The organism is Polaribacter butkevichii (assembly GCF_038024105.1).
Taxonomy (GTDB): domain Bacteria; phylum Bacteroidota; class Bacteroidia; order Flavobacteriales; family Flavobacteriaceae; genus Polaribacter; species Polaribacter butkevichii.
The window spans coordinates 2,421,231-2,447,234 of the sequence record NZ_CP150661.1 but is presented as its reverse complement, the minus strand read 5'-3'; the positions used below and the strand labels follow the sequence as shown (position 1 = coordinate 2,447,234).

General features: G+C 30.1%; 22 protein-coding genes. 15 read left to right on the top strand and 7 right to left on the bottom strand.

Annotated elements, in window-relative coordinates:
* The first annotated feature begins 3 nt into the window (after window positions 1–3).
* From WG951_RS10380 to WG951_RS10370, 3 genes are all read left to right on the top strand, one after another.
* Window positions 4–750 carry a uroporphyrinogen-III synthase gene (locus tag WG951_RS10380; protein WP_105049871.1) on the top strand — a complete coding sequence of 249 codons (747 nt, stop codon included), beginning with the start codon at window positions 4–6 and terminating at the stop codon, window positions 748–750.
* Between the two features lie 179 nt (window positions 751–929).
* Window positions 930–1,934 (top strand): sugar kinase, encoded by a 1,005-nt coding sequence (locus WG951_RS10375; protein ID WP_105049872.1) that lies wholly within the window; start codon window positions 930–932, stop codon window positions 1,932–1,934.
* Window positions 1,935–1,940: 6 nt separating this feature from the next.
* Window positions 1,941–2,321 carry a VOC family protein gene (locus WG951_RS10370; protein ID WP_105049873.1) on the top strand — a complete coding sequence of 127 codons (381 nt, stop codon included), beginning with the start codon at window positions 1,941–1,943 and terminating at the stop codon, window positions 2,319–2,321.
* Here the strand turns inward: WG951_RS10370 and radA are convergent.
* From radA to panC, 4 genes are all read right to left on the bottom strand, one after another.
* A complete protein-coding gene (gene radA, locus WG951_RS10365; RefSeq protein ID WP_105049874.1) occupies window positions 2,318–3,679 on the bottom strand; it encodes a DNA repair protein RadA in 1,362 nt (453 codons plus the stop codon). The genes WG951_RS10370 and radA overlap by 4 nt on opposite strands.
* A gap of 283 nt (window positions 3,680–3,962) precedes the next feature.
* Window positions 3,963–4,907 (bottom strand): lysylphosphatidylglycerol synthase transmembrane domain-containing protein, encoded by a 945-nt coding sequence (locus WG951_RS10360; RefSeq protein WP_105049875.1) that lies wholly within the window; start codon window positions 4,905–4,907, stop codon window positions 3,963–3,965.
* A 1-nt stretch (window position 4,908) separates the two neighbouring features.
* Window positions 4,909–5,259: an aspartate 1-decarboxylase gene (gene panD / locus WG951_RS10355; RefSeq protein WP_036825265.1), complete on the bottom strand. Its 351-nt coding sequence runs from the start codon at window positions 5,257–5,259 to the stop codon at window positions 4,909–4,911.
* A 28-nt stretch (window positions 5,260–5,287) separates the two neighbouring features.
* Window positions 5,288–6,136, bottom strand: a complete 849-nt coding sequence (panC, locus tag WG951_RS10350; protein ID WP_105049876.1) for a pantoate--beta-alanine ligase — start codon at window positions 6,134–6,136, stop codon at window positions 5,288–5,290.
* A 97-nt stretch (window positions 6,137–6,233) separates the two neighbouring features.
* Between panC and WG951_RS10345 the strand changes: the two genes are divergently transcribed.
* From WG951_RS10345 to WG951_RS10315, 7 genes are all read left to right on the top strand, one after another.
* Window positions 6,234–7,043: a glycogen/starch synthase gene (locus WG951_RS10345; protein ID WP_105049877.1), complete on the top strand. Its 810-nt coding sequence runs from the start codon at window positions 6,234–6,236 to the stop codon at window positions 7,041–7,043.
* A 12-nt stretch (window positions 7,044–7,055) separates the two neighbouring features.
* Entirely contained in the window at window positions 7,056–8,624 is a 1,569-nt protein-coding gene (locus WG951_RS10340; protein ID WP_105049878.1) for a DUF4270 family protein, read from the top strand.
* Between the two features lie 21 nt (window positions 8,625–8,645).
* Window positions 8,646–10,502 (top strand): glutamine--fructose-6-phosphate transaminase (isomerizing), encoded by a 1,857-nt coding sequence (gene glmS / locus WG951_RS10335; RefSeq protein WP_105049879.1) that lies wholly within the window; start codon window positions 8,646–8,648, stop codon window positions 10,500–10,502.
* Between the two features lie 245 nt (window positions 10,503–10,747).
* Window positions 10,748–16,348 (top strand): PAS domain-containing protein, encoded by a 5,601-nt coding sequence (locus tag WG951_RS10330; protein WP_105049880.1) that lies wholly within the window; start codon window positions 10,748–10,750, stop codon window positions 16,346–16,348.
* Window positions 16,345–16,998, top strand: coding sequence for a response regulator (locus WG951_RS10325; RefSeq protein ID WP_211296742.1), 654 nt, complete (start codon window positions 16,345–16,347; stop codon window positions 16,996–16,998). The genes WG951_RS10330 and WG951_RS10325 overlap by 4 nt, the downstream gene beginning before the upstream one ends.
* Before the next feature lie 124 nt (window positions 16,999–17,122).
* On the top strand, window positions 17,123–17,485 hold the full coding sequence (locus tag WG951_RS10320; RefSeq protein ID WP_170062920.1) for a response regulator: 363 nt from the start codon (window positions 17,123–17,125) through the stop codon (window positions 17,483–17,485).
* Window positions 17,486–18,262: 777 nt separating this feature from the next.
* Window positions 18,263–18,625 (top strand): response regulator, encoded by a 363-nt coding sequence (locus WG951_RS10315; protein WP_170062921.1) that lies wholly within the window; start codon window positions 18,263–18,265, stop codon window positions 18,623–18,625.
* Between the two features lie 269 nt (window positions 18,626–18,894).
* Here WG951_RS10315 and WG951_RS10310 read toward each other — a convergent pair whose 3' ends face one another.
* From WG951_RS10310 to WG951_RS10300, 3 genes are all read right to left on the bottom strand, one after another.
* The gene (locus WG951_RS10310; protein WP_105049883.1) at window positions 18,895–19,629 is read right to left on the bottom strand and encodes an energy transducer TonB; all 735 of its coding nucleotides are present in this window, start codon (window positions 19,627–19,629) and stop codon (window positions 18,895–18,897) included.
* A gap of 131 nt (window positions 19,630–19,760) precedes the next feature.
* Window positions 19,761–20,366 (bottom strand): NAD(P)/FAD-dependent oxidoreductase, encoded by a 606-nt coding sequence (locus tag WG951_RS10305; protein ID WP_105049884.1) that lies wholly within the window; start codon window positions 20,364–20,366, stop codon window positions 19,761–19,763.
* Window positions 20,367–20,954 carry a MarC family protein gene (locus WG951_RS10300; RefSeq protein ID WP_105049885.1) on the bottom strand — a complete coding sequence of 196 codons (588 nt, stop codon included), beginning with the start codon at window positions 20,952–20,954 and terminating at the stop codon, window positions 20,367–20,369. It abuts the gene before it with no gap.
* Between the two features lie 83 nt (window positions 20,955–21,037).
* On the opposite strand from WG951_RS10300, the gene WG951_RS10295 reads away from it, so the two are divergent.
* The 5 genes from WG951_RS10295 (at window position 21,038) to WG951_RS10275 (ending at window position 25,926) form a co-directional block, all read left to right on the top strand.
* Entirely contained in the window at window positions 21,038–21,613 is a 576-nt protein-coding gene (locus WG951_RS10295) for a DUF3109 family protein (RefSeq protein WP_105049886.1), read from the top strand.
* Between the two features lie 110 nt (window positions 21,614–21,723).
* Complete coding sequence (locus tag WG951_RS10290) at window positions 21,724–22,461, top strand: energy transducer TonB (RefSeq protein WP_105049887.1); 738 nt, start codon at window positions 21,724–21,726, stop codon at window positions 22,459–22,461.
* A 66-nt stretch (window positions 22,462–22,527) separates the two neighbouring features.
* The gene (deoC, locus tag WG951_RS10285) at window positions 22,528–23,274 is read left to right on the top strand and encodes a deoxyribose-phosphate aldolase (RefSeq protein WP_105049888.1); all 747 of its coding nucleotides are present in this window, start codon (window positions 22,528–22,530) and stop codon (window positions 23,272–23,274) included.
* A 2-nt stretch (window positions 23,275–23,276) separates the two neighbouring features.
* On the top strand, window positions 23,277–23,849 hold the full coding sequence (locus WG951_RS10280) for an acyltransferase (RefSeq protein ID WP_317044735.1): 573 nt from the start codon (window positions 23,277–23,279) through the stop codon (window positions 23,847–23,849).
* Window position 23,850: 1 nt separating this feature from the next.
* Window positions 23,851–25,926 (top strand): gliding motility protein RemB, encoded by a 2,076-nt coding sequence (locus WG951_RS10275; RefSeq protein ID WP_105049889.1) that lies wholly within the window; start codon window positions 23,851–23,853, stop codon window positions 25,924–25,926.
* The last annotated feature ends 78 nt before the right edge of the window (window positions 25,927–26,004 follow it).

The following is a 26,004-nucleotide window of genomic DNA, read 5'->3' as shown; positions in this document are numbered from 1 at the left end:
CATATGAAAGTGAAAACGATTTTAGTATCACAACCAGAACCAAAGACAGAAACATCTCCTTATTTTGACTTGTCTGATAAACAAAAAGTTAAGATAGATTTTAGACCTTTTATTCATGTAGAAGGAATCTCTGTTAAAGAAGTAAGAGGAGAAAAAGTAGACTTAAATAAGTTTACAGCTATTATATTAACGAGTAGAAATGCTGTAGATCATTTTTTTAGAATTGCAGAAGAAATGCGCTTTAAAGTGCCAGATTCAATGAAATATTTTTGTCAGTCAGAAGCCGTGGCTTATTACTTGCAGAAATACGTAGTGTATAGAAAACGTAAAATTTATGTAGGTACTAGATCGTTTCTAGATTTAACAAAATTAATTAAGAAGCATAAAACTGAAAAATTTTTATTACCAAGTTCAGATAAGTTAAAACCTTTAATTCCAGAAGAATTAGATAAATTAGGTATAAACTGGAAACGTTTAGATTTATATAGAACTGTTGTTAGTGATTTGTCTGATTTAGAAGATGTTTTTTATGATGTATTAGTGTTTTTTAGTCCATCAGGTATAGAATCATTATTACAAAATTTTCCAAATTTTAAACAAAACAATACTAGAATTGCTGCTTTTGGTAATTCTACTGTAAAAGCAGTAACAGAAGCTGGTTTTAAGTGTGATATAGAAGCACCGTCACCAGAAACACCTTCTATGACAATGGCTTTAGATAAGTATATTAAAGCAGTAAATAAGAAATAAAGTATTCTAAAACTAATTTAGAATACTCTATAAAATAGATAAAAACCGAACAGAAATGTTCGGTTTTTTTGATTTATAATATTTTTTATCGTGAGATTTTTACTCTTAATATTATTGTGGGTTTCGTATTTTTTAAATACCTTCAATGAGAATATCTTAACAAATAAAAATAGAGTAGCATGACTAAAAAATTGATAACATTTGGTGAAGTAATGATGCGTTTATCCCCTCCAGGATATTCTAAATTTTCTCAAGCAACCTCTTTCGACTTGGTGTATGGAGGTGGTGAAGCTAATGTGGCAATTTCTTGTGGTTATTTAGGAATGAAAGCAGCACACGTTACCCGTTTTCCGGATAATGCATTAGGTAAAGCGGCAACTCAATTTTTGCGAAAACATTGGTTAGGTACAGCAAATGTTATTTATGGCGATGATATGTTAGGTAAATATTTTCTAGAAAAAGGCGCTGTACATAGACCCAGTGAAGTAATTTATGAAAGAGAAGGTTCTGCTTTTTCTTTAATAAAACCAGAAATGGTTAATTGGGAAGAAGTGCTAGAAGGTGCAGATTGGTTTCATTGGACAGGGATTACACCAGCCATTTCAGAAGGTGCAGCTATGTGTTGTTTAGAAGCTATTAAAACTGCCAATAAAATGGGAATTAAGGTTTCTGGTGATATCAATTCTCGTAAAAATATGTGGAAATACGGTAAAACCATGCAAGAAGTAATGCCAGAATTAGTAAAAAACACAGACATTGTAATTTCTAGTAATCGAGGTATACATGAAATCTTTGGTCTTGGAGAGTTGGGAGGTGGATTCAGTGGGTCAGCTAAATTATTAATGGAAAAATTTCCAAGAATAGATAAAGTTGTAGGGAAAACTAGAAAATCTATCAGTGCTTCTCATCAGCAAATACAAGGTAAAATGTGGACTGGTAAAAAGTTTATAAAAGCAGAAACATTAGATGTTACACATGTTATAGATCGTGTTGGTACAGGGGATGCTTTTGCGTCTGGTTTAATTTACGGATTGTTACATTATGATAATGATATGGACGCTTTAAATTTTGCAACAGCTGCTTGTGCCTTAAAACACACGGTAGAAGGCGATGTAAATATGGTTTCTGTAGAAAATGTAACTAGTTTAATGGGTGGTAATACCTCAGGGAAAATAAAAAGATAAGAATAGATGTCATTTTTTATAAACCATATAGCACTTTCTGTAAAAGATGTTAATGATTCTGTAGCTTTTTATCAGAGGGTATTTCAATTAAAAGAGATTGAAAATAAAGCATCAAATTCTAATACGAGATGGTTGTCGTTAAACGAAGGCAAACAGTTGCATTTAATTCCTCGTCCAAATTTTGAAATCAAAACAAATAAAGCTGTTCATTTTGCTTTGTCTACATCAGACTTTGATTTATTTGTAAAAAAAATAGAAAATTTAAATATTGAATATACAGATTGGCACGATGTTCCTAATGAAATTTTTATTAGAAAAGATGGCAAAAAGCAAATCTATTTTCAAGACCCAAATGGGTATTGGATAGAAGTAAATAATGATGTTTAAGCAAACAAAGTAGCAAAAGCTTCTTCTATTTTACCAACTAAAACCAATCTTATTCCGTGGTTTTTAGAAGAAATCTTATTGTATTTAGAAGCAACTAAAGTTTTGTAACCTAATTTTTCTGCTTCTGTAATTCTTTGGTCTATTTTAGAAACAGGTCTTATTTCTCCTGCCAAACCAACTTCTGCAGCAAAACAAACATTTGGGTTAATGGCAACATCTTGGTTAGAAGATAAAATTGCAGCAACAACAGCTAAATCTATTGCCGGATCATCTACATTTATGCCTCCGGTGATATTTAAAAAGACATCTTTTGCACCTAATTTAAAACCAGCTCTTTTTTCTAGAACCGCTAAAATCATGTTTAATCTTTTTAAATTATAACCTGTTGTAGAGCGTTGAGGTGTTCCGTAAACTGCGGTAGAAACCAGGGCTTGTATTTCTATCATTAAAGGTCTAATACCTTCTAAAGTGCTTGCAATTGCGGTTCCGCTTAAATCTGCGTCTTTCTTAGAAATTAATATTTCAGACGGATTAGAGATTTCTCTTAATCCGTTAGAAAGCATTTCGTAAATTCCTAATTCTGATGTTGAGCCGAATCTGTTTTTTTGGCTTCGTAATATTCTGTAAGTATGGTTTCTGTCTCCTTCAAATTGTAAAACAACATCTACCATGTGTTCTAAAATTTTGGGTCCGGCAATGTTTCCGTCTTTATTGATGTGTCCGATTAATAAAACCGGGGTAGCGGTTTCTTTGGCATATTTAATCAATTCTGCAGCGGTTTCTCTTATTTGAGAAATAGTTCCGGGAGAGGCTTCTATGGAGCTTGTGTGTAGTGTTTGTATAGAATCGATTACCAAAACTTCTGGCATGGTCTCTTCTATGCTTTTAAAGATATTTTGAGTATTGGTTTCTGTTAAAATTAAACAGTTAGAGTTGTTGGCTTCTAACCTTTCTGCTCTCATTTTTATTTGAGACTGACTTTCTTCTCCAGAAACATACAATACTTTTTGGCTGATGTTTAAGGCAACTTGTAATAATAAAGTAGATTTACCAATACCAGGTTCTCCTCCTAAAAGTGTTACCGAGCCTTTTACCAATCCGCCACCAAGAACGGTGTCTAATTCGTTATTATTGGTTACAATTCTTTCTTCTGGGTTTAGCTGAATGTCTGCAACTTTTAATGGCTTGTTTACCGTCTGTTTTGCGGTTGTAGATTGTTTCCAAACGCGTTTTTCTTCTTTTTGTATTACTTCTTCTACAATGGTGTTCCATTCTTTACAGGCTCCACATTGTCCCACCCATTTTGCATGTTGAGTTCCACAATTCTGACAGAAAAAAGTTGTTTTGGTTTTAGCCATTTAAAAAGAGTTTCTAAGGTTTGAAAAGGAACAAAGTTACAAAGTTTATAGATTGATAACTTTTAAATATTTAATAAAAATAAGATTTTCTATTTATTAGCAAATAGTTGCGTTAGCGATTGAAGTGGCATCCTTTTTTGTTGATAGGCGTCATTGCGAGGAACGAAGCAATCTGTTTTTATAAAGTAAGATTGCCGCAGAAAGTAAAAAAAACTTTCCTCGCAATGACAAACCCCAAAAAAGATATAACGTAAAGCGCGACCTTTAGGGAACGCCCAAAATATTATTTATCTTTATTGTAAATTGGTAAAAATAAAAAGGCTAAACCTCCAAAAACGATAATCATTGCTGTTTGTGCGGTCCACATAATCCAACCAAAAGCGGTTGCAGGTTCTGTAGGAATATTAAATAAAGCCAATGCGCCGGCAACCGCAATTGGGTATAAACCGATGCCGCCATTTGTTGCAGCAATAGAAAATCCGCCTGCTATAAAGCCAATTAAAATTCCGCCAAAAGGTACTTCTAAGCCGCTAATTGCAGGTATTGTTGCCCAAAACATAGCTACATACATTACCCAAATAAATACGGTATGAAAAATAAAAGCCCATTTGTTTTTCATTTTAAAGATGCTTGTAACGCCTTCTATTAAACCAGAAACAAAGGTTTTAATTTTTAATAAAAAGCCAGATGTCGCTTTTTTTACAAACGAGGTGAAAACAAAGAAACCAATGATTAGAATAACTAAACCAATAATTATTTTAGAAGGATCGAAGTTTTTGGTGAGGAGTTCGTAAATAAAATCGAACTGAACAAAAAGGGTAATTGCAACAATAGAAAGCATCATTATTAAATCTGCAATGCGTTCTGCTACAATGGTTCCGAACCCTTTTTCGAAAGGAATTTTCTCGTAATTTGCCATTACGGTTGCTCTAGAGATTTCGCCTGCTCTTGGTAGCGCTAGGTTTACTAAATAGCCAACTAAAACAGCCAAAACACTGTTTGTAAATTTAGGTTTAAAACCTAATGGTTCTAACATAAACTTCCATCTGTAGGCTCTAGAAAGATGACTTAAAATACCAAAGAAAAGCCCAAGAAAAATATAACTGTAATTGGCTTCTTTAAAGTAGGTACCTAATGTTTCTAGAGAAATACCTGAGAGAGAATACCATACTAAAAAACCTCCCAAAGCGAGAGGTAGTATGGTTTTTAAGATTTTTTTAATATTCAAACTAGGTAAGTGTATTGTCTTTTTCGTTAGGAAATACTAAGGATGGTTTAAAGTTTTTAGCTTCTTCAAAATCCATAAATCCGTATACGATAAGAATTAATACATCATTTACAGCAACTTTTCTTGCAGCTGCTCCGTTTAATGTGATTTCTCCACTTCCACGAGGTCCAGGAATAGCATAGGTTTCTAAACGCTCTCCATTATTATTGTTTACGATTTGAACGCGTTCGCCTTCAATAATATTGGCTGCATCCATTAAATCTTCATCTATGGTGATGCTTCCTATATAATTTAAATCTGCACCTGTAACTTTTACACGGTGGATTTTTGATTTTACAACTTGTACTAACATGCAGCAAAAATACTGTTTTTTTTGATTATTATTTTTTTAATTGAATGTTGTCTATCAATCTTATTTCTCCTGCAAATACTGCAATAAAAGCGCGGTATTTATTATTAGATTCTTTGTTTTTTATGGTTTCTAATGTTTTTTCATCAGCAATTGTAAAATACTCTAAATTTAATAAAGGGTGTTTTTTAAATTGATTTTCTACCCATTCGGTTATTTTAGTAGCATTTTCTGTGCCAAATTTTTTACGTACTTTTTTAAGTGTTTTAAAAATAAAAGGTGCAGCTGCTCTATGTTCTAAAGATAATCTTGTGTTTCTAGAACTCATTGCTAAACCGTCTTCTTCTCTAAAAATTGGGCAGCCTTTAATTTTAACGGGCAGGTTATTTTTTTTGACCATTTTTTTGATAATCTGCAATTGCTGAAAATCTTTTTGACCAAAATAGGCTTTATCTGGTGTAACAATCTCGAAAAGTGTTTTTACAATGGTGCCCACTCCGTTAAAGTGCCCTTCTCTAAATTTACCTTCCATTTGATGTTCTAGTCCGTCAAAATCAAAATTTTCTGATGTAATATTTTCTGCATAAATTTCTGCTACAGAAGGAAAAAACAATACGTCGCAAGAAACACTTTCTAGTAATTTGGTGTCGTTTTCTATTGTTTTTGGGTAGGTAATTAAATCTTCTTGGTTGTTAAACTGCGTAGGATTTACAAAAATACTAACCACAACAAGGTCGTTTTTTTTCTTTGCTTTGGTAATTAAAGATAAATGACCTTGGTGTAATGCGCCCATTGTAGGTACAAAACCTATGGTTTTATTTTTCTCTTTTAGAGAGGTTAAATACGCTTTTATTTCTTGTTTGGTATTAAAAATTTTCATCCTAAAAAATTAAGTAAAGACTGCAAACTTACCAATTTAACACGATATTAGCATAATAATTTGTATTTTTGCGCTTCTTATAAAAGAGTTTGATTTAATGAAGGACAAGAGAATATTATTTGTTTCATCCGAAGTAGTTCCGTACTTACCAGAAACAGAGTTATCATCTACAGCCTTTAATGTTGCAAAAAACGCACATTCTAAAGGAGTACAAACAAGAATTTTCATGCCAAGATATGGCGTAATTAACGAACGCAGACATCAGCTACACGAAGTGATTCGTTTATCGGGTATGAACCTGGTTGTTAATGATATGGATATGCCATTAATTATAAAAGTTGCTTCTATTCCTAAAGAAAGAATGCAAGTGTATTTTATAGATAATGAAGAATATTTTAAACGAAAAGCCGTTTTTACAGATGAAGACGATGAATTGTTTGAAGACAATGACGAACGTGCAATTTTCTTTGCAAAGGGAGTTATTGAGACTGTAAAAAAATTAAATTGGGCGCCAGATATTATTCATGTTCATGGATGGATGGCCTCTCTTTTACCTCTTTATTTAAAAGAATTTTATAAAGAAGAGCCTTTGTTTACAGAAAGTAAAATTATTACGTCTTTATACAACAATCCTTTTGAAGGAAATTTAGATGAAACTTTAGCAGATAAAGTAAAGTTTGATGGTATAAGTGATGATAAAATAGCAACAATTAAAACACCAAATTTTACTAATATATTAAAAAGTGCCATAGAAAATTCTGACGCAATTATACATGGTAGTGAAGAAATTTCAGAGGAATTAACTTCTTTTATAGAAGGGAAAGAAATTCCGGTTTTAGAGTATCAATCTGAAGACTTAAAAGAAAGTTATTTAAATTTTTATGCTGATTTAATTGCAGCCAATTAATTATATTATAAGGTGAGGAAATTTTTAGAGAAAAGCACATATATTGTTGTTTTAATATTGGTATTTACAGCTGTTATATCTTGTGAAAAAGATTTTACAGATATTGGTTCTAGTATTGTTAGTAATACAAAATTTAACACAGATACCTTAACGGTTAGAGAAATTACTATTGAAAATAGTCCTGTTACAAGTGTAACTTCAGATAATCTTTCTATAGATCCAGGGCAATATCTGTTAGGAGTACATGCCAGTGATGCTTACGAAAAAATAGAAGCATCTATTGTTTCTCAATTAGCTTTAAGTTCTGGTTTACAGGTGGTTGATGATGCAAATGTTTATGCTTCAGATACTACTGTTGTTACAACGATTGATACTGTTTTTATAAAATTACCATATCAAGTAGTTTTAAATGATGATGCTACGGCATATGTTTTAGATTCTATAATAGGAGATCAAACGAAAGCGTTTAATTTAAATGTTTATCAAACTAGCACTTATTTAAGTACTTTAAATCCTGCAGAACCATCAAAATTTAATAGCTACCAATCTAATGATGTTTTTGAAAAAACAGGTAGTTTACTAAGTGCTACTGCTAACTTTAAGTTCTTACCATCACTAACAGATTCTATTGTAGTTAAAAGATGGTTAAGTACTGGTGCTTTGGCAACAAAAGATACGGTAACTTATTTAAGTTCAACTTCTACGCTTCCTCTTCCTTTTGCAGCAATACCTTTAAATGAAGCTGAAATTAAAAAAATATTTTTAGATAAATATGAGTCATCAGAATTTAACACCCAAGCTGCATTTAATAATTATTTTAGAGGGCTTATTTTAGAAGCTTCGGGAGATGAAGGATCTTTAATTTCTTTTAATTTTAATGGTACTGTTAAACCATCTTTAGAGGTTTATTACACTAACACAGTTGTTACTGGTGGTGTAGCTATAGATACTATTTACAAGAATGATAGTTTTTTATTATCAGGAGTAAGATCTAGTATTTATAAAATGGAAGATAAAACATATCCTGTAGATAATATTGTAGTACAAGGAGCAGCGGGTAGTGAAGCAGTAATAGATCTTTTTGGAGAAGATACCAATGCTAATGGAGTAGCAGATAAGATTGAAGAATTAAGAGAAAGAAATTTATTAATAAATGATGCTTCTTTAACTTTTTATATTAATGAATCTGCAGACGTAACTGCACTTCCTTATCGTTTGTATCTTTATAAAAGTAATGAAGATGTAGCGAACCCTGTTTATAGCCAAATAAAAGATGTTTACACAGAAGGAATAACTTCTTTTGGAGGTGTGTTGGAAAAAGAGATTATTAATGAAGAAACGGTACAGAAATATACTTTTAAAATTACAGATTATATTTCAGATATCTTAAGTGATGAAACGGATTATTCGCCAAAATTAAGATTAAAAGTAATTAACTCAACAGATTTACAAACGGTTACAGATACTGTTTTTAAGAACTATAATTGGAATCCAAAAGCGGTTACGCTTTTAAATCAATCTGCTATAAACGGAGCTAAAAGAGCAGAGTTTAAGATTTCATATTCAGAAAAGAAGAACTAACTAAATAAAAAAATAATTGTTATGTGTGGAATAACTGGCTATATCGGTTTTAGAGAAGCTTACCCAATAGTGATAAGTGGCTTAAAAAGGCTAGAATATCGTGGTTACGATAGTGCAGGAGTGATGCTGTACGATGGTAAAGAAATACATCTTTCTAAAACTAAAGGAAAAGTTTCTGATTTAGAAGAAATAACAAGTAAAGAAGAAAAAAGAAGAAAAGGAAATTTAGGAATTGGTCATACACGTTGGGCTACACATGGTGTTCCTAATGATGTTAATTCTCATCCACATATTTCTCAATCTGGAGAATTAGTAATTGTTCATAACGGAATTATAGAAAATTATGATTCTCTTAGAAAAGAACTAATATCTAGAGGATACACTTTTAAAAGTGACACGGATACAGAAGTACTTGTTAATTTAATTGAAGAAGTAAAAAAACAAGAAAACTGTAAACTTGGTAAGGCAGTACAATTAGCGTTAAATAATGTTATTGGTGCTTATGCTATAGCTGTTTTTGATAAAACAAAGCCAAACGAGTTAGTAATTGCTCGTTTAGGAAGCCCAATTGCAATTGGAGTAGGAAAAGAAAATAAAGAATTTTTTGTAGCTTCAGATGCTTCACCTTTTATAGAATATACTAAGGATGCTATTTATTTAGAAGATGAAGAATTAGCGATCATTAAAATTGGTAAAGGGATTAAAGTTCGTAAGATTAAGGACGATACGATGGTTGATGCCAATATTCAGCAACTAAAAATGAGCTTAGATCAAATAGAAAAAGGGGGTTATGATCATTTCATGTTAAAAGAAATTCATGAACAACCCAAAGCTATTATAGATACCTATAGAGGGAGAATGCTTGCTGATGAAGGAATTATAAGAATGGCAGGTGTAGACAACCACATGAATAAATTCTTAAATGCAGAAAGAATTATCATTGTTGCTTGTGGTACCTCTTGGCATGCTGGTTTGGTTGGAGAATACCTTATTGAAGACAAAGCTCGTATCCCTGTAGAGGTTGAGTATGCTTCGGAATTTAGATATAGAAACCCAATTATTACTTCAAAAGATGTTGTAATTGCTATTTCACAATCTGGTGAAACCGCAGATACACTTGCTGCAATAAAACTAGCAAAATCTAAAGGCGCATTTGTTTTTGGAATTTGTAATGTTGTAGGTTCTTCTATTGCAAGAGAAACCGATGCTGGTGCTTATACACATGCAGGACCAGAAATAGGTGTAGCCTCTACAAAGGCATTTACAACACAAATTACTGTTTTAACTTTAATTGCTTTAAAGTTAGCTTCTAAAAAAGGAACAATTTCTAAAACAGAACTTAGAACGTTTCTACAAAGAATGCAATTAATTCCTGCAAAAGTAGAAGCTCTTTTAAAAATTGATGAAAAAGTTAAAGAAATAGCTGCTGTTTATAAAGATGCAAAAAATTGTTTATACCTGGGTAGAGGTTTTAATTTTCCGGTAGCATTAGAAGGAGCATTAAAATTAAAAGAAATTTCTTACATTCATGCAGAAGGGTATCCGGCAGCAGAAATGAAACACGGACCTATTGCTTTAATTGATGAAAATATGCCAATTTTTGTAATTGCAACCAATAAAGGTCATTACGAAAAAGTAGTTAGTAATATTCAGGAAATAAAATCTAGAGCTGGTAAAATTATTGCAATTGTTACAGAAGGCGATGTACAGGTTAGAGAAATAGCAGATCATGTTATTGAAATTCCTGAAACAGAAGAAGCGTTATCTCCTTTGTTAACAACAATTCCTTTTCAGTTACTATCATATCATATTGCAGTGATGTTAGGAAAAAATGTAGATCAACCTCGAAATTTAGCAAAATCGGTTACGGTAGAATAATTTTTGATAATTTACAATATAAAAAACCCAGCGATAAGCTGGGTTTTTTTGTTTTTAGAAAAAAAAGTAAACTACTATTATAACAAGTACTTGTTAAAAAAAAGAATCTTTATTTATTCATTGATAAAATATCTATAAATGATAAAATAAAATTATGCTTATATTAGACTTTAATATACTCAATATAGAAAATAAATTATCAGCAGATATAAAATTTAATGTCTATATTTAGGTAATCTAAAGTTATGAATTATAATCAAATAGCCATCTTGTTTTTACAAGGTACTATAGTTGCCACGGTAATACTCTTATTATTTCGTCTTAGAAGACAGTTAGGTATTGGTGTTATGTATGCTTGCCTAGGTTTGTTTCAGTTTGTACAGGTGTTTCTGTATAGTACTGTTTATGTGTCGGTTACAAACGATTTTAAAGTTTCTCCAGGATCTGCAGTTTTTTTTACAGCAACACTCTTTGTTTTACTTATGGTGTATATAAAGGAAGATGCAAGTGAAACAAAAAAAACAATTTATGCGTTGTTTCTTGTAAACGTAGTAATGGCTATTCTAGTGCAAACATTTGGTTGGCATTTTACAGAATCGTCTGCACACAATCCTTTTAATTTATCAACTACCCTTTTTAAGGTTAACTCATGGGAATTATTTATTGGTACAATAACATTATTTTTAGATGCTTTCTTAATAATAATCTTGTTTGAATATATATCTAAAAAAATACCATTCTTATTCTTGCAAATTTTGTTAACAATGTTAATTGTTGTGGCTTTTGATACACTATTTTTTGCAACCTTGGTTTTTTGGAGTTCAGATAACTTAACTACAATTTTAATATCAGGATTAATATCAAAAGGAGTATTTACATTGTTTTATAGTGTTCTTCTATATTTGTATTTGCAATTTTTAGATGCTAGCGAGCCTTTAACACATATTCTTAATATAAAAGACGTATTTCAGCCTTTAACGTATAAACAAAAGTTTGAGTTTGCAGAAAAAGAAATAAAAGAAACTGCAGAAATGCATCGCATATTAACAGAGCATTCTAACGACTTAATTTTTTTACAAAAGCCAGATACTACCTTTAAATACATTAGTCCTTCTATAAAAAAGTTATTAGGTTATGAAAAATCAGAATTTATAGGCAAACAAGTTTTTACTATTATTCATAAAGAAGATATTAAAACCTTAAAAGATGTGTTAGAGCAAAAACTGTTTAGTAGTGATTTAATTTCTGAAGCTATTCCTCTTAGGGTTCGTCATAAAAAAGGGCATTATGTTTGGTTAGAGTTTTTATCATCTCCTGTGTATAAAGAAAAAGAGATTAGTTATTTTGTAACATCAGCAAGAGATATTACACATAAGGTTGTTGCAAATAAAAAGATTCAGACATCTTTAGAACTATTAGAAAAGAGTGAGAGTTCTTTAAGAGAAGCTAGTAAAGTAGCTAAAATAGGGTATCAAGAATATGATGTAACTACAGATACTTATAAATGGTCTGATTATGTTTATGATATTTACGGATTAGATTCTAGAGATGAGCTTCCATCAATAAAGGAAATTGTATCAATTTTTGATGAAGAATCGCAAGAAAAAATAAAAAAAGTATCAGAATTACTTACTACTAAAGGTACTCCCTGTGATGTGGAGTTAAGATGCATTAACTTAAAAGGAGAAGAAGTTTGGGTGCGTTATGTGGCTAAGGCTGTTTATAATCAACAAAATAAAATTATTGCAAGAACAGGTGTTGTGCATAATATTACAGCTTCTAAAAAGGCACAACTAGAATTAGAACTTTCTAAACAAAAAATTCAAGATTCTTTAGAGCTATTAGAAAAGAGAAAATACTCTATGGACGAGGCTAGTAAAGTAGCTAAAATTGGGTATTGGGAACACGACATTCTTACAGATACTGTTGTGTGGTCTGAATATGTTTATCAAATATTTGGATTAAATCCTAAAAACGGAATTCCATTGCAAGAGGAGGTTGTAAAAAATTTCACTAAAGAATCTCAAAAAAAGTTAGCCAAAGCTACATTAGACCTTACCTTAAAAGGGATTCCTTATGATATTGAATTGAAGTGTGTTAACCTAAAAAATGAAGAGATTTGGATAAGAAATGTTGCCCAACCTGTTTATAACAAACAAAATGAAATTGTAGGTAAAAGAGGTGTGTTAAAAAATATTACAGCTTCTAAAAATGTGCAATTAGAGTTAGAGTTTTCTAAACAAGAGATTCAAACTTCTTTAGACCTTTTAGAGAAAAGTCAATACTCTTTAAAAGAAGTAAGTAAAATAGCTAAAATAGGATATCAAGAATATGATATTGCTACAGACACTTATATTTGGTCTGATTATATTTATGATGTTTTAGGGTTTGATATAAAGAAACCAATACCAACACGAGAAGAAATATTATCAATTTTTGATGAAGAATCACAAAAAAAGATACAACAATCTTCTTTAGATATTGATTTAAAGGGAATACCTTGTGATATTGAGTTAAAGTGTACTACTTTAAAAAATGAGGAGATTTGGATACGAAATGTATCTCAGCCTGTGTATGATGAACAGAATAAAATTGTGGGTAGAAGAAGTATTATGCAAGATATTACCGCATCTAAAAAAGCACAATTTGCATTAGAACTTTCTAAAGAAAAGATACAAACTTCTTTAGAGTTGTTAAAAAGAAGTGAATACTCTAAAAATGAAATGAGTAAAGTAGCTAAAATAGGATATCAGGATTATGATATTGAAACCAATACATATATATGGTCAGATTATATGTATCAGGTTTTAGAATTTGATAAAAAAGAAGGGGTACCTCCTTTAAGTACAATTTTATCAATATTTGATGAAGAATCTCAAAAGAAAATAACACAAGCTGCTTTACAGGTAGATTTAAAAGGAGTTGCAACTGATATTGAGTTGAAATTTATTAATACCAAAAAAGAAGAGGTTTGGTTGCGATATATTGCCCATCCTGTTTACAATAAACAAAATGAAATTGTAGGAAGAAAAGGTGTTTTGCATAATGTTACAGAATCTAAAAAAGCATTATTAGAATTAGAAGTTTCTAAACAGAAAATTGAAGATTCTCTTAAGCTTTTAGCTATAAGGGAACGATCTATGTATGAGGCTAGTAAGATGGCTAAAATAGGGTATTGGGAGTATAATATTTTAGAAGATTCATATATTTGGTCTGAGTATATTTATCAAATATTTGGATTAGACCCTAAAGGTAAAGCACCAGTTCAAAAAGAAATTCTTAATTTTTTAGATGAAGAGTCTAAAGAAAAATTAATGAAAGCTAACGAAGAACTTAGTTTATATGGAGGCTCTTTTGATATTGAGGTAAAATTAGTAAATAATAACAAAGAAGAGGTTTGGGTGCGTAATATAACCCAGCTTATTTATAATCAAAATAATGAAGTTATTGGTAGAAGAGGTGTTTCACAGAATATTACAGCTTCTAAAAAAGCACACTTCGAATTAGAACTTTCTAAACAAAAAATTCAAACTTCTTTAAATCTTTTAGAAAAAAGAAAGTATTCTATGGATGAGGCAAGTAAAGTTGCTAAAATTGGTTATCATGAATATGATATTGAAACAGATACTTTTATGTGGTCTGAGTATCTCTATTATATTTTTGGATTAGATCCTAGATACCGAGTTCCATCAAGAAATGAAATTTTAAAGTTTTTTAATGAAGATTCACAGAAAATAATAATACAAGCAACTAAAGAACTTGATACAAAAGGGATTCCTTATGATTTAGAACTAAAGCTACTTAATCAAAGAAACGAAGAAGTTTGGGTACGTAATGTAGCGCAACCGGTATACAACCAACAAAACGAAATTATTGGAAGAAGAGGTATTACGCAAAACATTACAGAGAGAAAATTAATTGAAGAAAAAAACTTAATAATTACAAACAGGTATAGAGAGCTATTTGATAGTGCAACAATATCTATTTGGAACGGAGATTTAACTTTAGTAGCACAACAATTAGCAGAACTTAGAAAGCTAAAGATATCTAATATTAGAGCATACTTAGAAGAGCATCCTGATGTATTGTTTTCAATACTTCAAAAAATAAAAATAAATAAAGTTAACAAGGCAACCGTAAAATTATTTAAAGGAGAAAGTGATAAAGACTTTTTAGCAGGAAAAATGCAAGAAACATTTGGTAAAGGCGCTCACAAAGTATTTAGAGAGTTTATTGTGTCTATGTGGAATAATGAAAAAACATTTACATCAGAAGTAAATTACAAAACCCTAAAGGGCGATGAGTTTGCAGCTATCATTTCAATTCCTATTCCTCAAACAGAAATAGAACAAAAAACAGTTCCTGTTAGTATTCAAAGTATTCAGAGTATAAAAGATGCAGAATCGGCAAAAAGAGAGTCTATTAACAAATTAAAAGAAGCTCAGAAATTAGCAAAAGTAGGAAGCTGGATATTTAATCCTTTAAACCAAGAGTCAGAATGGTCAGAAGAAACGTTTCACATTTGGGGTATAAACCCAAAATTAGGCAACCCTAAGTTTGATACAATTTTAAATCAGATTCATCCAGACGATTTAGAGTTGCATAATAGTTCTGTTGATAAAGCTATTCGGTTAGGAACACCATTTGATATTGAATTTCGAATTCTTCTTCCTAATGGAACCCAAAAAACATTACGAGGTCTTTGCCAACCAGTACTAGGTGATACCGGAGAAGTTGTTATTTTAAAAGGGACCAACCAAGATATAACAGAACAGAAGCGAATAAGAACTGAAATAGAAAAAGCAGAAGAGATGTATCGTATATTAACAGATAACTCTAATGACTTAATTTGTTTGCACGATAAAGACAGTACCTTTAAATACATTAGCCCTTCTATAAAAAGTATTTTGGGTTATGAACAATCAGATCTTTTAGGTAAAAAAGTATTTGGTGTTGTTCATGAAGAAGACATAGAATCTTTAAAAAAGGTAATGGATCAAAGAATGTTTAGTAGCATGGTTATTGATGCTTTTGTTTGTAGGGTGCTCCATAAAGAAGGATATTATATTTGGTTAGAGTTTTTATCATCTCCTGTCTACAAAAACCAAGAGATTGACTCCTTTATATCAACAGCAAGGGATATTACACAATGGATTTTAGCAAAACAAGAAATTCAAGAATATCAAACATCGCTTCAAAAATTAACCACAGAAATGACTGTGATAGAAGAAAAACAGAAAAAAGAAATTGCGACCAATATTCATGATCATTTAAGTCAGTCTTTGGTTATTTCTAAAATGAAAATTAATGAGTTAAAGAAAAGACCACAATTAAAAGAGATTGATGATGATTTAAAGTTTATTGAAACACATATTTCTGAAGCATTAGAAAACAGCCGAAAAATTACCTATGAATTATCGCCACCAGTATTATATCAATTAGGTATTATTGAAGCATTAAATTGGTTATTTGATAATGTAGAAACAACCCATAAAATTCAGTGTGTAATTAATAGTAATATAGATAGTATAAGACTTAATGAAGTAAAATCTATTTTATTGTATAGAAGTATACAAGAAGTGTTAATGAATGCCATAAAATATGCTAATGCTACTTTAATTACTTTAGATTTAGATAGAAATAAGCTTGGGCTAGATATTTTTATTACAGATAATGGTGTTGGGTTTGATACTTCTATCTTAAATGACCACCATAATCATTCTGGTTCTGGCTTCGGTTTATTTACGGTTCAAGAACGTATTAGAAACATCCAAGGAAAATTTACCATAAAATCGAAAATAAATGAAGGAACAAGTGTTAAAATTTTTATACCTTTATCTAAATGACTTATCTAAAAGAAATTAAAATAGTATTAGTTGATGACCATAAATTGCTAAGAGATGGTTTAAGAAACATTATAGAACAAAGGTCTAATATGCATATAATAGGCGAGGCTTCTGATGGTAGAGAGGCTATAAAAACATGTTTAAAGCTAGCTCCAAATGTTATTGTTATGGATGTGGCAATGCCAGGTTTAAATGGTATAGAGGCTACAAAACAAATTCATAAAGAAAATTCTGATATAAAAATAATAGGCCTTTCTATGCATTCTAGTAAGCAATTTATTCAGAGTATGTTTAAAGCAGGGGCTTTTGGTTATTTATTAAAAGATGGAGATGCAGATGAGTTAATTACCGCAATTTCTACAGTAATGCAAAATAAAAAATACCTTTCAAGAGACATTAATCAAGAGTTTCTTACAGTGCTTAAAGAAAAGAAAGCTTTAGAAAAAACACAGTTAAGTTCTAGAGAAAAAGAAGTTTTACAGTTAATTGCAGAAGGTAAATCGTCTAAAGAAACAGGAGAAATATTATTTTTAAGCCCTAAAACGGTTGATGTTCATAGAAATAATATTATGAAAAAGATAGATTTACATACAATTCCAGAGTTAACAAAATATGCCATTCAACAAGGCTTAACCTCATTAGATCTTTAACTGATTAGAACATTAGTTTGTTTATTAATAATTAAATGATAAGCATATTGCTTACATAAATACTTATAAAAAAGGCCTACATTTGAATTCCCTCCAGGTAATTTTTGTAAATATTTGCCCTATATTGAAATCAATAAAAAATAACTTATTAATAGTAGAAGACAATTCTTTTGTAGGAAAGTGTATTACTGATGCTGCTAATGAAATTAGTAGTATTGGAGATATTCATGTAATAGAATCTCTGCAAGGGGCAATTTCTTTATTTGAGGATACAATTTTTGACTTGGTAATACTCGATTTAAAATTACCAGATGGACATGGAATAGAGCTTTTGAAAATTCTTAAAGAAAAACAAATTGAAACTAAAGTTTTTGTTTTTTCTGTAAGTACAGAGCTTAAAACTTTTTGTTTAAAATATGGTGCATTGGCTTTCTTTGATAAAGCAAAAGATTTTGACAAATTAATAGAAGCTATTACAAACGTGTAACCCAACCCCCCAAAAAAAAGTATTTTATTTTTTACAAAGCATAAAAAAAGCTAAACGACAAGGGGGTGGTTTAGCTCTATTATTAATATAATTATGGGGGAGTAACTACATTAATATTCTTTATCAAAAATAGTTTTTGTTTATTTTAAAATTTCAAATAAACTACACTTCAAAGATACAGTAGGTTATAAGTTTTTTCAATAGGTAATTTTCTTATTTTTTAAAAATTAGGCATAAAAAAAGCTAAACGTCAAAGGGGGGAGTTTAGCTTTTTTATTAATATATTATGGGGGGGCTTAATACATTAATATTTTTATCAAAAATAGTTTTATTAATTCCTGTAATCTTATAATTTACAAATTTTAAATAAACTACACTTCAAAGATACAGTAGATTATAAGTTTTTTCAATAGGTAATTTTCTTATTTTTTTAAAAATTAGGCATAAAAAAAGCTAAACGTCAAAGGGGGGAGTTTAGCTTTTTTATTAATACATTATGGGGGGGCTTAATACATTAATATTTTTATCAAAAATAGTTTTATTAATTTATGTAATCTTACGATTTACAAATTTTAAATAACTACACTTCAAAGATATATAAGAGTGTAAGTTTTTTCAATAGGTAATTTTCTTATTTTTTAATGATTAAAAGTATATTTTTTGATAATTGTTATAGTCTAATGATGGTTTAAATAATTAAATGATAAGCATTTTGCTTACGTTTATATCTGTTGAAAGCAGTTATCTTGCCTTTAATTCATCTATCATACCCCTATCTTGAAATCAACTTTAAGTAATTTATTAATAGTAGAAGACAACTCTTTTATAGGAAAGAGTATTGTTAATGCGGCTAAGAAAAATAAAGGTATTAAACACATTCATTTAACAGAATTTTTACAAGAAGCAATTGCTCTTTTTTCTACTACTAATTACGATTTAGTTATACTCGATTTAAAATTACCTGATGGAAACGGTATTGAGTTGTTAAAAATGCTTAAAGAAAAACAAATAGAAACAAAAGTGTTTGTTTTTTCTGTAAGTATAGAGCTTAAAAGTTATTGTTTAAAATACGGAGTCTGTACTTTTTTTGATAAAACAAAAGATTTCGATCAGTTAATTGAAGCAATTACAAATGCTTAAGAATAAGAAGTGTTTTATTTATTATAAAAAATAATGCATAAAAAAAAGCTAAACGACAAGGGGGTAGTTTAGCTTTTTATTAATATAATTATGGGGGACTAAATACACTAATTTATTTTTAAAATAATCTAAAATCAAGATATAATATTTGTTAAAGATTACACTACAAATATAGATAACATTGTAAGGCTCTTCAATAGGTGAATTTCTTAGTTTTTAATTCTTTAAAGAAAAAAAATAAAACCCAGTTATAAACTGGGCCTTATTTTTTAAATTCTAACTTCAAAAGTAATAGGGATACTGTAACTAACACCAACAGGAGTTCCTCTTTGTTTTCCAGGAGTCATGGTAGGTAAGGCACTAATAATTTCTACTACTTCTTTTTCTAATCTAGGGTGTGGTCCTCTAGCTCTAACATTTGCTATTTTACCTTTTTTGTTAATTGTAAAAATTACAAATAATTTCTTTTTACCAGGTTGTAAGCCTAATTCGTTAGCTAAATTAACATCAAACTTTCTACCAAAAAACTCAGTTACTTTTTTTGTAAAACAGTCTTTTAAGGCTTTGTTATCTCCTTTACATCCAGGGTAAACAGGTACGTTTTCAATTAAGATAAAAGGGATATCTTCTACTACCTCTTCTACTTCTTCTACCTCTACAATATCGTCTGTATTTACAATTACACCTTCTGTTTCATCTGTTTCTGTAGATTCTATAACGGTTTCTTCTATTTCTTTTTCATCTTCTACAACTGTAATTTGTTCTACAACTGGTGGAGGTGTGTTTTTTGGTGGTGGTTTTACTTCTTGCATTTCTATGATAGGAATGTCTTCTTTCATATCATCGATCATATTGGCTTGTCCTAAGCTTTTTAAATCATTCCTTTCATATGTTTTATATTCAATTAAAGTGTAGGTAATAAATAAGGTTAGCACTAACCCTATTTGTAAGAAAATCTTGCTATAATTTTCTAACTGTTGTTTTGGGTTTTTTTTAACGTCCATTTTGAAATCCTTTTAAATTGTGTAATTTTTACTTTGTTGTTTAAAAATAGCTTTAGAATTATCAAATTCTCAGGAATTTGATTTTCTATTGTAAAATTAAAAATTAAAAGGACTTTAAAATATGATTTTCATCATACTTTGTCGTGTATTTTTGTAGGGATGTTATTGTTCCAAATAGTAAGTATTTCTGTAGCTACACTTGCACCACTACCGGCAGCAATTGCAAACTGGCTTCTGCAACCAGCTATTGTACCGCAACAGTATAAGCCATCTTTTATAAGATGGTTTTTATTTTTAAGTTGAATTCTATCTTTAGAAGTGTTTGCACTACCATGAGGTTCTATAAAAGTAGCTAAACCTTCTATTGTAAATGGTTTAGAATAATTTAAAGCAACAATTACAATTTTACTAGAATAAGTAGCATTGTTGGTTGTTATTTGGTAGCCATTTTTAATATTTAAGACAGATAAAACTTTTTCGTTTTCTATTTGTTGTACATCTGGGTATAAGGTAGCAAGTTGTTCTTTACCTTTAATTAGAATATCTTTTCCTAAAGTTTTAGGAGGCAAACCTAGTACGTTATTAAATAATGCGTCTTGTAAATGAGACGCTCTTTGGTGCATAATAATTCCAATATTTTTATCGGCTGCAAAAGCTTTGTTTTTTGCAGAACCTAATACCAACGCACATTGCATTGCAGAAACGCCTCCTCCTATAATTAAAACATCAAAAATCATTTAAATAAAAAGGACTTTAATATTTGCTGCAAATAATTTTACAGAAATAGCTAATAAAATTACACCAAAAATCTTTCTAATTATTTGAATTCCGTTAGGACCTATTATACGTTCTATTTTAGAAGATGTTTTTAATACAAAATAAATTAAAAGAACGTTTGCTAAAACAGCAACTATAATGTTTTCTAAATGAAACTCAGCTCTTAAAGAAAGTAAGGTTGTTAAACTACCTGGGCCAGCAATTAAAGGGAAAGCTAAAGGAAAAACAGAGGCCGTAATAGCATTTACGTCGTCTTCATTGTCTTTATAAAGCGTAATTCCTAAAATCATTTCTAAAGCAATAAAGAAAAGTATAAAGGCACCTGCTACAGCAAATGAATGTACGTCAATTCCTATTAATTTTAATAAACTTTGTCCTAAAAACAAAAAAATAATCATAATAATCCCTGCAATTATAGCTGCTTTTTCAGACTGAATATGACCTGCTTTTTTTCGTAAGTCTATAATAATAGGAATATTACCAATAACATCTATCACAGCAAACAAAACCATAAATGCAGTAAAGGCTTCTTTAAAAATAAAATTCATAATTTTTATAATTTTTGCAAAATTAGGCAACTTAGTTTAGGAAAACGTAAAGTTATAGAAAAAAATAACACTATTTTTGCGATATGTTTCAACTTGGAAAAACTATAGTTTCAGAAGATATTATCGAAAAAGATTTTGTTTGCAATTTATCTGCTTGTAAAGGTGCTTGTTGTATAGATGGCGACGCCGGTGCTCCCTTAGAAAAAGAAGAGACAAAAATTTTAGAAGATATTTATCCTAAAGTAAAACCTTTTTTAAGAAAAGAAGGTATTGATGTTATTGAAAAAGAAGGTACTTGGGTTACCAGTGAGTGGGGAGAGTTAGAAACTCCTTTAATTAATGGTGCAGATTGTGCTTATGTTATTTTTGATGAAAAGAAAACAGCCCTTTGCGCTATAGAAGAAGCATATAACCAAGGAGAAATCGATTGGAAAAAACCAGTTTCTTGTCATTTATACCCGATTAGAATAAAAGACTACAGTGAGTTTTCTGCTGTAAATTATGATAAATGGGAAATTTGCGACGATGCTTGTACGTTGGGTAAAGAATTACAAGTGCCTGTTTACAAGTTTGTAAAACAAGCTTTGATAAGAAAATTTGGACAAGATTGGTATAATGAATTAGAAATAGTTGCCGAAAAGCATTTAAAAAATATGTAGTTACTCAACAAAGAGTATTTTACCCTAAAAGCATCAAAGAAATTTGATGCTTTTTTTTGTGGCACGCTAATTGTTTTAACAAAGTTTTAACATTTAAAAACTTTCTAATTATGAAAAACACCAAGAAACTACCAACCAAACAATTAGAAAAATTCTCTAACCTTTTTATGCAGTTAGGGCTTGTATTAGTACTCTTTATAGTCTTTGTGACTTTAGAATACCAAACCGAACAGAAAACAATAGTTGTTCTTAAACCAGATAAAAACAAAATTGTTTATGTAGAACCAGATGTAGATGTTTTTTTTACAAAACAACCTAAAGTTGTGCCTCAAGTAAAGGTTATAAAAGCAGCACCATTTATTGTAGATGAGGTTATAAAAGGAGATAATACTATTATTGAAACAATTATTGATAATACTCCAATAGAAGATCCTGTTTTAATTAATATAGATAAAGTTGTTGAGGTTTATGTTATTGATGACTTTATTGAAGATGTAGATTTTGTAAGTATAGAAGATGCACCTGTTTTTAAAGGATGTGAAAATTTATCAAAAAAAGAAAATAAGATTTGTTTTGATAAAAAAATGAAACAGTTTGTACAACGTAATTTTGATGTAGGGTTGGCAACTGAAATAGGTTTACGTTCTGGCAAACATAAAATACAGACGCAGTTTGTAATAGATGATAAAGGAGATATAGTTGATGTGAAGATTAGAACAGCGTATAAAGGTTTAGAAAAAGAAGCTTTAAGAGTTATTAAAAAGTTACCCAAATTTAAACCTGGTAAACAAAATAGTAGAACGGTTAAGGTTAGATATAATTTACCAATAGCTTTTCGTTTAGAGTAAAATAAAACCCAACCAAAAGGTTGGGTTTTTTATGGAATCCGTTTTATTATTTATTATTTTTGTAAAATGAAAATGAATCAATATTTAGACGCTACTTACTTAAAAACAGCAAGTCAGGCGAATCTTACGGAAGAAGAAAATCAACAAAAAGTGATCGATTTAATTAAAGAAGCTATTTTGTTCGATTATAAATTAATCATGATTCGTGCTAAATACATTCCTTTAGCCAAAGAAATGTTAGGTAAAGCTTCTTCTAAAACTTTAATAGGTACTGTAATTGGCTTTCACGAAGGAACTTATTCATTAGACGAAAAAATTAAAGAAGCTAAAGAAGCTATTAGTTTAGGTGCAGATGAGTTAGACTTTGTTGTAAATTATGAAGCTTTTAAAAGAGGCGAAATAGATTTAGTTACCAATGAAATTACAAAGGGAATAGCTCTTGCTTTAGATAACAATAAAGTTGTAAAGTGGATAATTGAAGTTGCTGCTTTAACCAATAAAGAAATAGTTGTAATTTCGTCGTTAATTAAAAGTATTGTTTTTACTGTTTTTGGTGAAGAAAATGCAGAAAATGTTTTTGTAAAATCATCAACAGGGTTTTTTAAAACCGAAAACAATTTACCAAATGGGGCCACATTTGAAACTATGAAATTAATTATAGAAAATGCAAAACCCTTAAAAGTAAAAGCAGCAGGTGGTGTAAGAGATTATGAAACCGCTGTAAAAATGATAGATTTAGGAGTAGATAGAATAGGTACATCATCTTCTAAAGAAATAGTTAATAAAGAACAAAACAGCAATTCAGGATACTAATTTTGATAGAATATTTTGCACATGAAACGGCTGTAATAGATAACGATTGCAGTATTGGTAAAGATACCAAAATCTGGCATTTTAGTCATATTATGTCTAATTGTGTTATAGGTGATCACTGTAATATTGGTCAGAATGTAGTAGTCTCTCCAGAAGTTATTTTAGGTAAAAATGTTAAAGTGCAAAACAATGTTTCTATTTATACAGGCGTAATTTGCGAAGACGATGTTTTTTTAGGTCCTTCTATGGTTTTTACAAACGTAATTAATCCACGAAGCGCTATCAAAAGAAAAAATGAATATCAAAAAACTTTAGTAAAAAAAGGCGCAAGTATTGGTGCAAATGCCACCATTGTTTGCGGTAATACTATTGGCGAGTATGCTTTTATTGGTGCTGGAGCTGTAGTAACTAAAGAAATTTTACCATTTGCACTTGTAGTTGGCAACCCCTCTAAACAAATAGGTTGGGTAAGTGAGTACGGCCATCGGTTAGAATTTAATAAAAACGGAATTGCTATCTGTAAAGAAAGTAATCAAAAATATCAATTAAAAAACAACACCATTATAAAGTTATAGAATGATAAAAAAATACGTATTTCTAGTTTTATTATTTCCCTCAATATTATTTGCTCAAGAAGAAAAATATCCAATTTTCGAGGCCTGTAAAGGTGTAGAAATTCAATCGTTAAAAGATTGTTTCTATACGCAAACAAGAAAATTGTTTTTTGCAGAATTTAAAACTCCAGAAATTGCAAAAAACGAAAGTTTTAAAGGAACTGCCAATACTATTTTTGCAGTTACAGCAGAAGGAGAATTTAAGTTAATCTACGTAAATACGCCGTTTAATGAAGTAAGAGAAGAAGTAAAAAGAGCTTTTATGGTTTTACCAAAAATTACTCCTGGTTGGTATAATAATCATCCAATAGAAATGAAGTTCGAATTGCCTATTAAATTTCCTGTCAATAAAGTATCTAATGATTCTATTGTAGATAGCTCTAGTTATCGCTTAGAAATTAAAAAAGAAAGTTTAATAGATGTTGTAGAAAAAAAGAGAATTGCAGATTCTACCTTTTTAGAACATAATAGTAAACTAAACATTCCATTTACACATAGAAGTTATGTAGATTATGAATATGCGTTGCACAAAGCAAAAGGTACACATACGGCCTCTAAACCTTATACGTACAATGAAATAATGCCGTATTATGACTTAACCAAAGAGAAGAAAAAATTTTTAAAACCAAATAAAGAAACTTGGTTGGGTAAAAAAGTTTGGAATGAACATTTATTACAAGTAAAAAAGAAAGATTATTGGTTAACAGTAGATTTATTGTTTGATGTTCAAATGGGAAAAGATAATTCTGATGTAGCGTACACTTTTAATAATTCTAGAATTGTAAATGTAAACGGAGAGATTGGAAAGAATTTTTCATTTTCTACCACGTATTCAGAAAGTCAAGGTAGGTTTGCAGAATATGTAAATAGTTTTATAACCAATACAGCAGCCAATGTACGACCTAAAAATTCTGAAGGATTGGTTCCTGGTAGAGGTAAAACAAAAGGTTTTAAAACAGATGCTCACGATTATCCTGTTGCAGAAGCATATTTAGCATACACACCAAATAAGTACATGCAGTTTCAGTTTGGTAATGGTAAAAACTTTATTGGAGACGGATATAGATCTTTTATTTTATCAGATGTTTCTTCGCCATCTACGTATTTAAAAATGAAGGTTGATTTTTGGAAAATACAATACACTAATATTTGGATGTGGAATACAGAGCCCTCTTTAAGTGCAGTTTCAGACCCAAATGAACACGCAAGAAAATATGTGGCAGCTCATTATTTAAGTATCAACCTAACAGATAAGTTAAATATAGGTCTTTTTGAAACTGCAATATCTGCAGGAGAAAACGGAATAGATGCAGGTTTTTTAAACCCTGTTTTATTTTATAGATCTTTAGAGTTTAATAGAGGAGAAGATGCCGGTAATGCCATTGTTGGTTTAACAGGTAAGTATAAATTAAATGATAATGTTTCTTTATACTCTCAATTAGTGGTAGATGAATTTTCTGTAGGAAATATTAGCGATTTAAGTGATTGGAGACATAAATATGCCTATCAATTAGGTGTAAAATATTTTGATGCCTTTAAGGTTGAAAACTTATTTTTACAGTTAGAGTACAATCGTGCTCGTCCGTACACATTTGCACATAAATCACCCATTTTAAATTACGGAAACTACAGTCAACCTCTTGGGCATTTGTGGGGAGCTAACTTTTGGGAAGCAATTGCAATTGCAAGATATAAAAAAGACAGATGGAGTGGTAGTGCTAAAATTATTGTAGGTAAAAAAGGATTTGATTTAGAAGACCAAGTAATAAGTTACGGTGGTGATATTTATCAATCTTATGATGATCGTGTAGGAGATACAGGTGTAGAAATAGCGCAAGGTAATACTGCAAATATTTTTATTGCAGATGTACAAAGTAATTATTTAATTAATCCTTCTAACAATACAAGTCTTTTTGCTAGTTTGTCTTATAGAAACTTCTCTTCAGATACGCCTTTAACGAGTTTTCCATCAGGAGGAAATGTTTGGTTTTCTATAGGAGTAAGAGCAGATTTATTTAATTGGTACTTCGATTTTTAAATTTTAATATTTTTTTGTGAAAAATAAACGATATTATATATATCTTTGTAGTGTGATTTTTAATTAAGTCACACTTTT